The organism is Nisaea sp. (genome assembly GCF_039990255.1).
In the GTDB taxonomy this organism is placed as follows: Bacteria; Pseudomonadota; Alphaproteobacteria; order Thalassobaculales; family Thalassobaculaceae; genus Nisaea.
The window spans coordinates 70,200-84,335 of the sequence record NZ_JBDXGG010000007.1 but is presented as its reverse complement, the minus strand read 5'-3'; the positions used below and the strand labels follow the sequence as shown (position 1 = coordinate 84,335).

Here is a 14,136-nt window from a genome sequence, read left to right as displayed (position 1 = left end):
TTAATTGAAAAATGAACTTCCATAGCTCTGGGGTATCTGCAGAAAGGAAATTTCTTTCTCCAGAATGGCTTTCCCGATCTTTCTTTCGCAGCCTGCCATATCACTCAGCTCTTACTCGTGACGACCGGAAACCGGATCACAATCTCAATCCCCTTGTCTGGTTCGCTTTTGCACCGAACGTTGCCCCGGAGAATCTTTGATACGAGATTGAACAGAATGTGCATGCCAAGGCCACTGCCACCCTGTCCGCGCTTCGTTGTGAAAAACGGATCAAAGATCCTCTTCACCGTTTCCTCTTCCATGCCGACACCATCATCCGCATAACGCAACTCGGCGACACCATTCGCCTCAGTGACCTCGATGACAATGCTGCCCCCGTCCCGCCCAACAAAACCGTGCAACATGGAATTCATCACCAGATTAGTGATGATCTGCGCAAAAGCTCCGGGGTAACTCTTCAGTTCGAGGTCATTCGGGCCCGAAATATCGACTGAGACCTTCTTGGGCTTCAGATTCGGACTAAGGCTGTCCGCTATCTCCTGCAGATACGCGACAAGATGGAATGTTCGCTCGGCTTCGCTGGCTTGATCCACGGCGATACTCTTGAAGCTCGATATCAGTTTGGCCGCCCTGGCCAGATTGGAATCGACAAGCGTCATTCCTTCACTGATTTTTGTCAGCGCGGCCTCGAACTCACTCCGCTTGAGGCTCCCGCCCGCAATCCCGTCCCGTAACGTTTGAGCCGCCCCCAGCACGGTCGTCCCGGCTGTGACGCAGATCCCGACCGGTGTGTTTATCTCGTGAGCGACGCCCGCGACCATTGAGCCCAGCGATGCAAGACGTTCGGATTCGACGAGGCTTTCACGGGCCTGATACAATTCCGATATATCGGTCGTCGCTCCGGCGTAACCTTCGAAAACGCCATTTTCGAAAAGTGGAATCGCATTTAGACGGTAGTACCTTTCTGTACCCGTCACATTTCGAAGAGCCTCGAAATCGCGAACCTGTTCCCGCGCTTCGTACATTGAGAGCAATGCCTGGCTGATAGTCGGCCTCTCGTTTGTTAGCTGATGATACTCCCGAAGGCTGACCCCAATCAGTTTGGACACAGGACCACCACCGGGAACCGGGAAGTTCTCGGAAAGATAGGTAAACCGAAAATCCGCATCACACTCCCAGAACCAATCCGCTGAAGCATGCGCCAAAATTCGAAAGCGGCGCTCGCTGACACGAATTTCTTCAGTTTGATCGAAAATCTCTTTCTCAAGATTGGCCTTGGCGGCTTCCAGCGCCCTTTGGGTCTCGATCAGCTCCGTGACGTCGTAGCGCAAAACGCCCAGCCCTTTGACCTCGTCATTCCGGCCGATCAGCGGAAACCTACTAAGCAAAACATATTGCTGAGCACCGTCAGGGCCAGCCCGTGCGATCAGACCTTCATCGGTCTCGCCCCGGTCCATCATCCTGATTTCCTGCGCGGTCAAATCGCCAGCATCATCCTCCATGCCAATCATCGCCAGCATTTCCGACGTAGTCTTGCCTACGGCCTGATCAGCGGGAAGCCCTATCTGCTCGAGTGCCGCCTTGTTTGCACGAACCAAACGGGTATCGCGGTCCCGAATCATGATCCCGTGACCAAAATTGTCGAACAGATTACGCAGCAGATCTTCAGCATCTTGATGCTTCTGCTCAAGCTTCCGCTGCTCCGTCACATCCTGACGCAACACAATGATACCGCCATGCGGCATTTTACTCTCGATTGTCTGGCAAACCCGGTCGCCCAGCAGTTGCTGGAACGGCACACCCGCGGCCTCTCTGTGCCGCAGCATCCGGTCCTCGGTAAATGCCTCGTACTGGTCAGGCGTAACACCGATGACCATGCCGCTCTCCAGGGTCTCTGACATCACCTGACGAAAGCTCAATCCGGCGGCGAGGCCTGGGTCGTTTCGAAAAGACGGGTTGAATTGAGCATATTGCTTGTTGCAGATGACCAGACGGTCGGACTCGTCAAACACAGCGAAGCCGGCAGGCATCGCCATGATGGCTTCCCTGAGAGTTGCCTCAAGCCGGGATGCCCGGTCACGCTCTGCAGAGAGTGCAGCTTCGGCAGCTTTTTGATCCGTCTTGTCGAAGGCTATTGTGCCGAGACCAACAGTCTTTCCTTCATCGTTAATCGCCGGAAATTTCAGGAGAAAGCGCTGGTGCGTTTTACCTGCGCGGACGATCTGAACTTCCCGCGTTACAACACGGCCGGTTTCGACGACAAGAGCCTCCATAGACTGAATATCGTTTGAGATCTCCTGCGAACTCAGCCAGCCAAAAGCCCCGCTTTTGCCAACAATTTCCCTTGAGGGTTTACCGAACCAGTCGCAATAGGCCTCGTTCACCATCAGGTAACGGCCGTCCGGATCTTTCAGATTCATGCAGATGGGCGAGTGTTCGAAGAGTGCGCCAAGCTGAAATCTTGAATTACGCAACTCCCCAAGAAGACTTTCAGCGCGTCTTGTCTTGATGAGAAGGATCAGCGCGCAAACCAATGCTGCGGCCGCCAAGCCCAAAGCGATGGTCGAATAGCTTGTGCCCGGATACCCGCTATCTACCCACTCGAGCGCGAGGGCGCCTACTAACGCAAAATTGAGACCTCCAAGCAAGATCGACAATCTGTGCATCGCGTATGCCCTTGTGAATTGCCGGAATTCAATCGCCTGAACGGCGGCGACGGTAAAACTGAATCATTGATGACCAGAAGAACCCTACCCCGCAGCCTGGGCAGCCTCAACCCGCTATAGGAAAGCTAAAGACCTGCATTCCTTTTGGTTTTTATGAGCTGCTTGTTCTGCAAACTGCGCAGAATGGCTCTGTAACAGAGCGCGGCAAAAATCTTTCACAGCGCTTTTGACGAAAATCTCAGACGAGGCCATGACATCAAATCAGCATTATGAAATCTCTAGGTCTTCCCGATTTACCCAACGATCACCGTAAGGTTGTGCTCACATCGGACAGGAAACACGGGCTCTCGATCACCTTCCGTCCATAATGTGCGCCATGTGGCCGGTCCGCCAATAATCGAGTCTCATTTCCCTTGTTCACCGCGCTCTGGCCGACTTTTACACCCATAAAGCGGTCGCAAATCGAGAGACACGATCAGTCCTGTGACGATGGGAAAGCGTAATTGGGGTCAGCTTTCGCCGAAGAGAAAACCGAGAAGCGCGAAGCGGCGCCCTTGGCGCATATGCAACACCTCGTGCAGCAATGAGCATGAGAACACAATGGCGGCGCCTGCCGGAGGCTTGTAGGACTGCTGGCTAAACTCCGGGAACCAGATCTCACCGCCTTCATACTGATCGGAGTTCAGATTAATGGTCACCGCAAATCGCCGATAGGCGACCGCTGCATCCGTATTGTCCCGGTGACCGTGCAGATGACCACCCCGGTCGCCTTCATAGCAGGCGATACGATAGCGTTCATGGCGGCTGACCTTGTAGTGGAACGATTTCTGAATTTCCGGCAACAGCCGGCCGGCGATTCGCTCGTCAATATAGTTCTGCGTTTCGGGGTTGATAACCCAGTGGTCAATCCGGTCGCCGCGGCCATATTCCGGAATGCGCATTTTGCAGTCCGTCGTGCGGTTCTTAAGCATGTTGTGCCCCGGCTCGACATATTCCTGCCCCTGCATGGCATAAACACTCATCAGATGGGCGCAGTCAGCCGGGCTGAAGACATCCGGCACGAGCAACACCGGCGGATGCATGCGGTATGGCTGCTCCGCCCGAAGCGCGGACTGAGCCTCAAGCACACTTCCCACAGTCTCCGGATGATCAGGCTTGTCCGCATCGAGCATTCTGAGGATGTGCCGGTTCGGCGCGATCAGCACAGTGGTAGGGCCCGCGTCAAGCGGCCGCCCGAACGGCGCCTGCTGACCAAAAGCCGCAAAGGTCTTGCCGTCGACATCAATCAGGATTGAGGCGTCAGTCACCGGCTTCGGCAGAACCGGTTTCTTCTTCCCCGGCGCCACATAATAAATCTGTGCGCCATGCCCGGCGAACCGATCCCGCGCGGTTTCATAAGCCTCCGCAACCGCCTTGTTCGCCTCAGCATCGTGACCCAGCAAGACCAATATATTGAAATCTCCGGACACATCGTCCGCGATCAGGTTGAACTCTTCCCCGGCGCTTCTTGGAAGCTTCACGGGTGCTGCGATGTCGCCCTGTTCGATTTTGCGGATTGCACTTCCGGCCTGCATGGACATTGTCCAACCCCATAGTTATTCCCAGCCGGAAGTGTGCCGATTCAAGCTCGGAAAGCAAGCTTCCAGACACGATATTCCGGAACGCAAACGGGCCCGCCGATGGCGAGCCCGTCACAATTCAGTGGTTGGTTCTGCCGGATCAGCTCGCCTTGGCGAACAGCTCCCCGACATAGTCCCAGTTCACCATGTTTTCGATGAAGGCCTTCACGTAGTCCGGACGACGGTTGCGGTAATCGATGTAGTAGGAATGCTCCCACACGTCACAACCGAGCAGAACGGTCTCGCCATAGGCCATCGGGCTTTCGCCATTCGGGGTCTTGGTGACCTTGAGCTTGCCGTCGCTGCCCATGGCCAGCCAGCACCAGCCGGAGCCGAACTGGGTAACACCGGCCTCAATGAACGCAGCCTGAAAATCAGCGACAGAACCGAGGTCAGCGATGATCTTCTTTTCCAGCGCGCCGGGGATCGCACCGCCACCGTCTTTCTTCATCATCTGCCAGAACTGCAGGTGATTCCAATGCTGGCTCGCATTGTTAAGCAGGCCGGCCATCTTGTTCTTGTAGGCAGTCTGCACGATCTCTTCGAGGGACTTGTCCTCAAGACCGGTGCCTTCCAGCAGCTTGTTGCCGTTGGTGACATAAGCCTGATGGTGCTTGTCGTGGTGAAACTCGAGGGTTTCCTTCGACATGTACGGCTGAAGCGCTTCGTAATCGTAGGGAAGGGCTGGCAGTTCGAGGGCCATTTCGCTCTCCTGTTCTCGCTTGTTAATCTCGCAGGAACCCGACAGCAGGACGTGCGAATGACATGCCATCCACCTATAAACACCGGATCCCTTGATATGGTGACTTAAGTCACATTTAACGAAATGCAAAGGGAAAGAAACTGGACAAGCGGGGAATAGACCCGTGCAATTGCTTCAGAAATGAGAGGGCACGGGCATGCTTCTGGCCGAGATTACCGATACACATTTGATGGATGGCGGCGTCCCGGCCTACGGCAGCATAGACACCAAGGCCTATCTTGCAGCAGCCGTCGCCACGATTGCCGCCCTGACGCCGAAGCCGGACGCCCTGCTGGTGGCTGGCGACATCTCGGAAGATGGCACTGCTGGATCATATGCGCTGTTCCGCGACATGGTCGCTCCTCTTGGCATGCCTACCTACGTGGTCCCAGGAAACCATGATGCGCGTGAGCTCATGCGCAGGGCCTTTGCCGCAGACGGATACATGCCAAACACCGGGCCACTCGACTATGTCGTCGATCTCGGCGCCGTCACGCTTGTCGCTTTGGACACTCTCGAAGAGGGAGAGCCTTTCGGTACTTTCAGTGCGGAACAATGCACCTGGCTAGGTGACACGCTCGCTTCTCGTTCCGGAAAGCCTGCGATCGTAATGCTACACCACCCACCGTTCCCAACCAGCATGAAAATGGATGAAATAGGCTGCCGCGACGGCGATGCCATTGGCGCAGTTATCGAACAATTCAGCAATGTCGAGATCATCCTGTCGGGCCATTTCCATCGCTCGATGCACCGCAACTGGGCGGGGACAACAGCCAATATATGCTCATCAACCGCCCACCAGATGGGCCTCGATCTGGCTCATCGGCCGGGTTTCAAGGTCTTCATGGAACCGCCGCAGATCCAGCTCCTGCACTGGCATGAAAAAACCGGTCTCTCTGTGCATCAGGTCCCGATAGGTCCCTTCGAATGTGTGCATGAGAGCACGTAGTGTTTCAGATTTTGCATGCACGACCGTCTACCCGTGACAAGCACCGGCCCCAATGATAATGAACAACTAGTAATAGATTAACGGCGTTGATATGGCCCCTCTCATTCAACATGATCGCCAGCGTGGCCCTGTTCATGCCCTGCAAATGCGTTTGCAGGGCTGACCGAGACACACTTCTAGCACCCTCTTCTTGGTCTGCCCTTGAGAGAGCGTGATCTTGCCGGATTCATCATCCGCAAGACACGTATTCTGAAGAAATACCTGGCTGAATGCCGGACCCGCCCTGAGCGGCATTCCGTTTCGCGTTCGCCCGGCGGACCGGAAGATATCCCATGACTTTGATCACACTGCGCGGCCTTGGCTTTGCCTATGGCGAGCCCCTGTTCAACAACGTTGACTTTACTCTTTCCAAAGGCGAGCGCGTCGGCCTCGTTGCCGCTAACGGGCGTGGAAAATCCACGCTTCTTCGTTGCATCGCAGGCACATTGGAGCCGACGTCGGGCGACGTGCTGCGCGCGCGGGGGCTGACGCTCGGCTATGTTGAACAGCATCTTTCTCCCGCTCTGGCGGACATGACGTTCAGGGAAGCTGTCTGCGATGCCATGAGCCCCGCCGAGGCGGAAGCAGAATCCTGGCGGGCGGACGTCTTGCTGGAGACGCTGGAAGTCCCGGATCTGTTCCGGAAAAGGAAACTGAAGGAACTCAGCGGGGGCTGGCAACGGGCCGCACTCCTGGCCCGGGCGGCCGTTACCGATCCGGATGTCCTGCTGCTGGATGAGCCGACAAACCATCTCGATATCGCCCGCATCGCCAGCCTTGAGACCTGGCTGGACGCCTTGCCACGCGATACCGGCATTCTCGTCAGCAGCCACGACCGGGCGTTCCTCGACGCCGTAACAAGCCGCACGCTGTTTCTCCGCCCGGACCGCTCGGAGGCTTTCTCCCTGCCTTATTCGGCTGCGAGAGCGGCACTGGATGATCTAGACCAGGCGATGGAACGGCGCTTTCAGGAGGATCAGAAGACCGCGCGAAAGCTCCGCCAACAAGCTGCGAAGCTCAAGAACATCGGCATCAATTCCGGCAGTGATCTGCTGCTGACAAAGACCAAACAGCTCAAGCAGCGTGCGGACGAGCTGGAAGTTGCCTCACGTCCGGCACACCAGGAGAGATCGGCCGGGCGCATCCGCCTCGGCAGCCGAGGCAGCCATGCCACCGTTCTTCTGACCCTGGACAACCTGTCAGTGACGACACCTGACGGTGCCCCGCTCATGAAAACCGGGTTGTGTCGGATCCATCGTGGGGACCGCATCGCCCTTCTCGGACCAAATGGATGCGGCAAATCGCAATTGCTGACGAGGATGCATGCGGCTCTTGCCACCCCGGACACTCCCGAGCCCGGCATCAAAGCAACGCCGTCTCTCGCCCTTGGTTATCTCGATCAGGCCCTGTCCCATCTTCCGGATGAAGTCGGACCGCTCTCGATCATCTGCGACCGGTTCGATATCGGCGATCAGCGCGCCCGGACCATGCTGGCCGGAGCAGGGATCGCCATCGACCGGCAGGCAAAACCGTCCAGTCTGTTGTCGGGGGGACAGAAAGCCCGTCTGGCAATGCTTATCCTGCACCTCACGTATCCGAATTTCTATCTGTTGGACGAGCCGACAAATCATCTCGATATCGAAGGCCAGTTGGCCCTCGAAAATGAGCTGACGGCGCATGAAGCAACCAGCTTGTTCGTCTCGCATGACCGGACTTTTGTTCGCTCAGTGGCTACGCGCTATTGGCGGATTGGAGGTGGCCAACTGATAGAGAGCGATGATGCGGATGCATTTTTCGAGGCGGCGCTCGACGATTAAGACGCGCGGACGGCGCGGCGGTCACCATCCCATGATTGCCGCGCCCGCAGGAGCGTGTAAACTCCGGCGCCATGTCTGATCAATATCCCCTCGACCTCACCCGCCGCCAGCCGAACATCTACGGCTTCAGTGGCCTCGACCGCAGCGCCCACCTCCGCGAGGAAGAGGGCTGGCTTGAACGGCTTGTCGGTGACGCGACGACCCGGCTGGTACCGGTTTGGCGCAGCCGATCACTTGTCTTCGGTGCGGACAGCGAAACCCCGGCTGCCTCGCTTCTGAGCGCACGGGAGTTCACTGTCCTGGTCGAACAATCTGAAACCGTCATCTTCCTCGGCAACCGGAACGGAGAGGCGCATGTCGCGGTCGATCTCTCCCACCTGGAAGAGGAAGAAGCGGCAGCAGCCGTTGACGGTGCTGGTGAGTTCATGGATCTGCGCCAGGTCGGCCCGGTGCTGGAGCGTTTCGAGGGTTCCGTCCTCGCCTATGCCCGGGGTCTGATGTACTGGCATCAACGCCATCGTTACTGCGGCGTCTGCGGATCACCCACCCGGATCATGAAAGGCGGGCATCAGCGTAGTTGCACAAACGAGGCATGCAAAACCCCCGCATTCCCGCGTACCGACCCCGCCGTCATCATGCTGGTGCATGATTCAGCCGGAGAAAAAGCCCTGCTGGGGCGTCAGGCAGTCTGGCCTGAAGGACGCTACTCCACCCTCGCCGGCTTTGTTGAGCCGGGCGAAACACTGGAAGAAGCCGTCGCCCGCGAGGTTTATGAAGAGACCGGCGTGGAAGTCTGTGACGTGCGCTATCACTCATCGCAGCCTTGGCCGTTCCCGGCCTCGATCATGCTCGGATTCCACGCCGAGGCAAAAACCAGCGAAATCATCCGCCGCGATGACGAACTGGAAGACGCGCAATGGTTCAGCCGCGATGAGCTGATGAACTTCCGTGCCCTGGGCAAAGGCCTGCCAAGCAAGGATTCCATCGCCCGCCGCCTGATAGAGGACTGGCTCGCGGGAGATGCGTGACTTTCAAGCCCCGAATTCTGCGGCTGTCGCATCCATCCGCGCCGCGAGATCGGTATCGAGACGAGTCAGACCGCCCGCATCGTGAGTGGTGAGAGTGACGTCCAGCCGGTTGTAGACGTTGAACCATTCGGGGTGATGATCCATCTCCTCGGCGATATCGGCGACCGCACTCATGAATCCGAACGCGGCTTTGAAATCGGGGAACTTGTAGCTGCGCCGGATTGCATCCCGGCCAGCCACCGCATTCCAGGCCGTGAGCGCGGCCATCGCCAGTTCCCGTTCCTGCTCGGTGAGTTTGTCTGCCAAGGCAACCTCCCTGTCCGTCCCTGGATACACTAGCGGAAAAGACACGCGGCGTTTATAGCGGAAGCATGAACCAACCTATCGAACCACCGAGCCTCGACGATATCGGAGCCCTCGCCCGGGATGCTTTCAGGACGATCCCGGAAGTGCTGCGAGCCCAGACCGGCGACGTGACATTCCTCGTCACCGACTTTGCCGAACAGGAGGTGCTGGACGAACTTGGCGCCGAAAGCCCGTTCGAGATACTCGGCCTTTATGCCGGCATTCCGTTCGGAGAGGCCGGGACACTTGCCAGTCCGTCCGACCTCAACCGGATCTTCCTCTACCGCCGACCGATCCTCGATTACTGGTGCGAGACCGGCGAAGACCTGAGTGACATTGTCCGGCATGTCCTGATCCACGAGATCGGCCACCATTACGGCTTCTCCGACGATGACATGGAAAATATCGAGGCCAACGCCGACTGACCTGCAGGCCAATCTATTCATTTTCGCAGAGCATTGCACCTCGCGCGGCCGTCTCGTGGTACTCACCTTAAGATGAATATTGATCGCACCCTCTAGAACGGGAGTTCGGGACATGACCTCCGCCCCGATCCGCAGCAGGCCTGGCTCACGGGATGATCTTCGTGCAGATGCGGCGGCAATGGGTATTACAGATACCTATATCTCAACCCTCGTTGACAGCTTCTACACGCGCATTCGTGCGGACGCCGTACTTGGTCCGATTTTCGAGCGCCGCATTGGCGATGACTGGGACCCACACCTCGCCCGGATGAAAGCCTTCTGGGGGTCGGTCGCCCTTTATACCGGGCAATATTCAGGCAAACCGGTTCCGGTGCATTATGCCATCACGGAAATCGAGGCCGGTCATTTCGATCACTGGCTCGTGCTCTTCGAACAGACACTGGAAGAAACGGCGCCAACACCCGGCGTTGTGCCCTATTTCATGGAACGTGCCCGGCGCATCGCCGAGAGCCTGAAGCTGGCGATCTTCGGTGTACCGGAACTACAGCGCGCTCGGAACCCGACGCCGTAACCGTGTTGATATCCAGTAAGTAACCACGACAAGTCAAACAGACTGTGCCGTCGAGCCTGATCACGGCACGGGCCTGCCTAGCCAGACGGCCCGTGCCGAGTCTCCTCCTTCGGGAAGATTTATCCGCTCGAACCCGGCCCGCAGCCAAAAGGCGAGACCGCCCGTGTTGCCGGGATTGACACCAACGTGGACCCGTTCTGCCCCAGCCTCCCGCGCCACCGAAAACCAGCGTTCGAGAAGCCTGGTTCCGATGCCTTGACGTTGCAGACGTGGCAACAGGTTCATGTGAAGGTGACCCGGGCATGCCGCGACAACGGCATCGGGGATCACCGCCGTATAGTGCATCCGGTGCGCCCGCTTCGTGTCAGCATCACAGTCCGGCGGCAACTCCGCCCCCGGGTCCGGGTAGCGCGCACGCAAAGACGGCCACCATGCGCGCTCAAGCAGCGCCTCGAACGGACGGGTATCAACTGTTCCGACGATGTAACCGGCAGGACCGAGATCGTCCTCGGCGACGAAGCAGAGATCCGGCGCGCATTCCGCATAGGGCCCGACATAAATATGCCCCATGAGATCCGGGTCCTGATAGAGATGCCGTGCGTCTCCGCCGCCGTCGCCGGTCATCACGGAGACCTGGTAGAGAGCGGGAAGATCCGCTTTGCGATATTCCCTGATGCGGATCACGGAGGCTCCCTCAGCGCCGGCCGAACAGCTTCTCGATATCGTTGAGGCCAAGAGCAACATAGGTCGGACGGCCGTGGTTGCATTGCCCGGAATGGGGGGTGACTTCCATCTCGCGCAGAAGCGCATTCATTTCCTCAACGGTCAGCCGCCGTCCGGAACGGACCGAGCCGTGGCAGGCGATGGTGCCGCAGATATGCGCCAACTTGTCCTTCAGGGCCATGGCCTCGCCGAACTCGGTCAGTTCCTCGGCCAAATCGCGCACCAGCCCGGCCACATCCGCTTCGCCCATCAGCGCCGGCACTTCGCGAACCACAACTGCACCGCCACCGAACGGCTCCAGCACAAGGCCCAGTTCGGCAAACTCCTCCGCCCGCGCGGCAAGCCGCTCAACCGAGGCCTCATCAAGGTCAACAACTTCGGGTATCAACAGCATCTGCCGCTTGATACCATCCGCCTCCAGCGCCTTTTTCATACGCTCATAGACCAACCGCTCATGGGCCGCATGCTGATCGACGATCACCATGCCCTCGCCGGTCTGGGCGACGATGTAATTCTCGTGCAACTGGGCGCGGGCCGCGCCGAGCGGGTGGGTCTCCAGCGCCACACTTTCCGGCGTGGGGACTTCCGACCGTGCCTGTGGCGCCTCGTCCTGCCACATGCCACCTGAAGGTTGGTCTCCGCCCCTTTGGTCTCCGTGGTATTGGCCAATGGGGGCCTGATACGCCATACCCGACTCGGCCATGCCGCGCGAGACCGTGCTGCCGTACCCCGACCGGTTCTGCGGCTGCCAGGCATAGCTTGTCTGCGGCATCTGATTTTCGACCGACCGACCGAGCGCGCCCAGCGTCGCATTAGCGACCGTGGTCGAGGCCCGGTGCCCGGCACCGACCAGTGCATGCTTCAGCGCCCCGACGATCAGCCCGCGCACCAGTCCCGGCTCGCGGAACCGGACCTCGGTCTTGGCCGGATGCACATTCACATCGACCATCTCCGGTGGCACGTCGAGGAACAGCGCCAGCAGCGGATGCCGGTCGTGCGAGATGAAGTCCATATAAGCGCCCCGCACGGCGCCATAGAGTAGCTTGTCCCGCACCGGCCTGCCGTTGACGAACAGGAACTGATGGCTGGTGGTGCGCTTGTTGATGGTCGGCAGGCCCGCATAGCCGGACAGCCGGATGCCCTCACGCTCTGCCTCGATGGGCAAAGCATTGTCCTCGAAATCCCGCCCCATGACGGCGCCGAGCCGGACGAGCCGGGCCTGGAACAGATCGCCTTCCGCCTCGTTCAGCCGGATCGTTGTGCGGCCGCCGTCGCCAAGCGTGAAGGCGACGTGTGGGTGCGCCATGGCCAGCCGCTCAATGACATCGACGGCGTGACTGTATTCCGTGCGCGGCGCTTTCAGGAACTTGAGGCGCGCGGGCGTGGCATAGAACAGATCCCGAACCTCGATCCGCGTGCCCTGGCCGAGCGCGGCCGGCTCCGGCGGCACCACCCTGCCACCCTCAACAGAGAGGCTCCAGGCGCTCTCCTCAGGCCCGGCAGAGGCTGCGCGGCTGGTGATGGACATCCGGCTGACCGCACCGATGGACGGCAGTGCCTCGCCGCGGAAACCGAGACTGGTGATGTGGGTAAGGTCTTCGCCCTTGAGCTTGGAGGTGGCGTGCCGCTCGACCGCGACTTCCAGCTCCTCCCGGCTCATGCCCATACCGTTATCGGTCACGGTGATCGCCGTACGACCTCCATCGCGCATGACCACATCAATGCGCGTTGCACCGGCATCCAGCGCGTTCTCGATCAGCTCCTTGGCGGCGCTGGCCGGACGTTCGACCACCTCGCCAGCGGCGATCCGGTTGACCAGCCCGTCCGGCAGACGGCGTATGCGTCCGACGGTTTCTTCTATTCTGGAAGCGTTATCGCTCACCCGGCCATCTCCGCCAAATAGCGCCGCGCCAGAACTTTGCCGTCCTCTACGGCTGGCTGGTCAAACGCATCGACACCGATCAGATCGGCCGCCACCATGGTCTCCAGAAAGAAATGCATCATCAGCGCGCCGACACTTTCCTCGTCGATGGCATCTGTATTGATGATCCGTGTGGGCCGCTTGTTGGCAATCAGGGTTTCCGCTGTCGCCCGCTGCTCGGCATCCATGAGATCGCCCATGGTCCGTCCGGAGAGATAGGAGAGCCCGTCGCCCATCAGCGCCGTTGCATTCGCACCAACCGTACCGCCCGAACCAGCAACCGCGCTCTGGACCAAAGTCACCAGCTTGTCGCGTGGGCCGTCGAGGAAGAGCTGAAGGCTGCTATGCTGATCGACCGCGCCCAGCGCGCCAATCGGCGTCGTGCCGTTGCCGTGCTTGCCGAGGCTTTCCGCCCAGAGCTGAGTGAACCAGTCTCCCATCCGATCCAACCGGTCGCTGTAGGGCATCAGCACGGTCTGGCTGATACCACGCTCCCGGCCGAGACCGATATTGACCATCGCACCGAGCGCCGGAGCGCTTTCCAGTGGGTCCGCCGGAGCAAGAGCAGCATCTGTCACTGCCGCCGCGCCGCGCCGGATAGCCTCCGCATCAAGCCCGACGATCATGGCCGGCAGCAGCCCGTTCAGGGTCAGGCCGGAATAGCGCCCGCCGATATCGGGGTCGTGCTCGAGGCAGCGGCATCCTGTTGTCTCCGCAAACTGGCGGAGCGCGCGCGGGCCCGGTTCAGTCACGGTGATAAAATGTCTCGCCGGGTCCAGCCCAGCTGCAACGAAAGCATCATGGCAGATCAAGGTCTGACACAGCGTCTCGGCCGTGCCGCCGGATTTGGAGATGGCAAGGACAGCCGTCTTCTCCAACGCGATCCGTTTGAAGATCGAGGTGAAGGTAGCCGGGTCGATATTATCAAGGAAATGAAGTTTCGGTGTGTCCGGAGAGAAAACCGTGCCTTTCTCCGCAAGCCGGCAGATCGTTGCCCCGCCGAGGCTGGAGCCACCGATGCCAAGCACCAGCACATGCCGGGTCCAGCCGCGCAACTCGGCTGCAAGCGCCGCACCCTCTTCCAGATCGTCCCGCCGCCAAGGTAGCGAGAGCAACGGCAAAGCGCCGCTCTGCTTCTTTGCCCGCAGCCCTTCAAGGGAACCGGTTGCTGCTGGAGCCAGCGCCTCTAGAGCGGCAGCCGTGATACCAGCCTCGCCCATCCGGCTCTCGAATGTCGCGGATAAATCATGCCGGAGCGGGCCGGCCACCAGGGGACACGTCTTCATGATGC

At 59.3% G+C, this 14,136-nt stretch carries 12 protein-coding genes; 5 read left to right on the top strand and 7 right to left on the bottom strand.

What is annotated here, in order from left to right; all coding sequences use genetic code 11:
* Nucleotides 1-104 precede the first annotated feature (104 nt).
* From ABJ076_RS05135 to ABJ076_RS05125, 3 genes are all read right to left on the bottom strand, one after another.
* Complete coding sequence (locus ABJ076_RS05135; protein WP_348187199.1) at nucleotides 105-2,666, bottom strand: PAS domain-containing protein; 2,562 nt, start codon at nucleotides 2,664-2,666, stop codon at nucleotides 105-107.
* 509 nt (nucleotides 2,667-3,175) lie between these two features.
* The gene (locus ABJ076_RS05130; protein ID WP_348187201.1) at nucleotides 3,176-4,240 is read right to left on the bottom strand and encodes a 2OG-Fe(II) oxygenase; all 1,065 of its coding nucleotides are present in this window, start codon (nucleotides 4,238-4,240) and stop codon (nucleotides 3,176-3,178) included.
* 145 nt (nucleotides 4,241-4,385) lie between these two features.
* Nucleotides 4,386-4,988, bottom strand: a complete 603-nt coding sequence (locus ABJ076_RS05125; protein ID WP_348187203.1) for a superoxide dismutase — start codon at nucleotides 4,986-4,988, stop codon at nucleotides 4,386-4,388.
* Nucleotides 4,989-5,184: 196 nt separating this feature from the next.
* On the opposite strand from ABJ076_RS05125, the gene ABJ076_RS05120 reads away from it, so the two are divergent.
* From ABJ076_RS05120 to nudC, 3 genes are all read left to right on the top strand, one after another.
* Nucleotides 5,185-5,976, top strand: a complete 792-nt coding sequence (locus tag ABJ076_RS05120; RefSeq protein WP_348187205.1) for a phosphodiesterase — start codon at nucleotides 5,185-5,187, stop codon at nucleotides 5,974-5,976.
* A 332-nt stretch (nucleotides 5,977-6,308) separates the two neighbouring features.
* The gene (locus ABJ076_RS05115; protein ID WP_348187207.1) at nucleotides 6,309-7,832 is read left to right on the top strand and encodes an ABC-F family ATP-binding cassette domain-containing protein; all 1,524 of its coding nucleotides are present in this window, start codon (nucleotides 6,309-6,311) and stop codon (nucleotides 7,830-7,832) included.
* 71 nt (nucleotides 7,833-7,903) lie between these two features.
* A complete protein-coding gene (nudC, locus tag ABJ076_RS05110; protein WP_348187209.1) occupies nucleotides 7,904-8,860 on the top strand; it encodes an NAD(+) diphosphatase in 957 nt (318 codons plus the stop codon).
* A gap of 3 nt (nucleotides 8,861-8,863) precedes the next feature.
* On the opposite strand, the gene ABJ076_RS05105 is transcribed toward nudC, so the two are convergent.
* Nucleotides 8,864-9,166: a 4a-hydroxytetrahydrobiopterin dehydratase gene (locus tag ABJ076_RS05105; RefSeq protein WP_348187211.1), complete on the bottom strand. Its 303-nt coding sequence runs from the start codon at nucleotides 9,164-9,166 to the stop codon at nucleotides 8,864-8,866.
* A 65-nt stretch (nucleotides 9,167-9,231) separates the two neighbouring features.
* Here ABJ076_RS05105 and ABJ076_RS05100 point away from each other — a divergent pair, with 65 nt between their 5' ends.
* On the top strand, nucleotides 9,232-9,630 hold the full coding sequence (locus ABJ076_RS05100; RefSeq protein WP_348187213.1) for a metallopeptidase family protein: 399 nt from the start codon (nucleotides 9,232-9,234) through the stop codon (nucleotides 9,628-9,630).
* Between the two features lie 112 nt (nucleotides 9,631-9,742).
* On the top strand, nucleotides 9,743-10,201 hold the full coding sequence (locus ABJ076_RS05095; RefSeq protein ID WP_348187215.1) for a group III truncated hemoglobin: 459 nt from the start codon (nucleotides 9,743-9,745) through the stop codon (nucleotides 10,199-10,201).
* 60 nt (nucleotides 10,202-10,261) lie between these two features.
* Here ABJ076_RS05095 and ABJ076_RS05090 read toward each other — a convergent pair whose 3' ends face one another.
* Genes ABJ076_RS05090 through ABJ076_RS05080 form a run of 3 tightly spaced genes read right to left on the bottom strand, consistent with a single transcriptional unit; the run spans nucleotide 10,262 to nucleotide 14,131 of the window.
* Nucleotides 10,262-10,885, bottom strand: a complete 624-nt coding sequence (locus ABJ076_RS05090) for a GNAT family N-acetyltransferase (protein ID WP_348187217.1) — start codon at nucleotides 10,883-10,885, stop codon at nucleotides 10,262-10,264.
* 10 nt (nucleotides 10,886-10,895) lie between these two features.
* Nucleotides 10,896-12,764 (bottom strand): DNA mismatch repair endonuclease MutL, encoded by a 1,869-nt coding sequence (gene mutL / locus ABJ076_RS05085; protein WP_348187290.1) that lies wholly within the window; start codon nucleotides 12,762-12,764, stop codon nucleotides 10,896-10,898.
* A 38-nt stretch (nucleotides 12,765-12,802) separates the two neighbouring features.
* A complete protein-coding gene (locus tag ABJ076_RS05080; RefSeq protein ID WP_348187219.1) occupies nucleotides 12,803-14,131 on the bottom strand; it encodes a glucose-6-phosphate isomerase in 1,329 nt (442 codons plus the stop codon).
* Nucleotides 14,132-14,136: the final 5 nt, after the last annotated feature.

Excerpts from the sequence above, each read along its gene's own strand:
- ABJ076_RS05135 (WP_348187199.1), bottom strand. The coding sequence starts at position 2,666 with ATGCACAGATTGTCGATCTTGCTTGGAGGTCTCAATTTTGCGTTAGTA.
- ABJ076_RS05130 (WP_348187201.1), bottom strand. The coding sequence starts at position 4,240 with ATGCAGGCCGGAAGTGCAATCCGCAAAATCGAACAGGGCGACATCGCA.
- ABJ076_RS05125 (WP_348187203.1), bottom strand. The coding sequence starts at position 4,988 with ATGGCCCTCGAACTGCCAGCCCTTCCCTACGATTACGAAGCGCTTCAG.
- ABJ076_RS05120 (WP_348187205.1), top strand. The coding sequence starts at position 5,185 with ATGCTTCTGGCCGAGATTACCGATACACATTTGATGGATGGCGGCGTC.
- ABJ076_RS05115 (WP_348187207.1), top strand. The coding sequence starts at position 6,309 with ATGACTTTGATCACACTGCGCGGCCTTGGCTTTGCCTATGGCGAGCCC.
- nudC (WP_348187209.1), top strand. The coding sequence starts at position 7,904 with ATGTCTGATCAATATCCCCTCGACCTCACCCGCCGCCAGCCGAACATC.
- ABJ076_RS05100 (WP_348187213.1), top strand. The coding sequence starts at position 9,232 with ATGAACCAACCTATCGAACCACCGAGCCTCGACGATATCGGAGCCCTC.
- ABJ076_RS05095 (WP_348187215.1), top strand. The coding sequence starts at position 9,743 with ATGACCTCCGCCCCGATCCGCAGCAGGCCTGGCTCACGGGATGATCTT.
- ABJ076_RS05080 (WP_348187219.1), bottom strand. The coding sequence starts at position 14,131 with ATGAAGACGTGTCCCCTGGTGGCCGGCCCGCTCCGGCATGATTTATCC.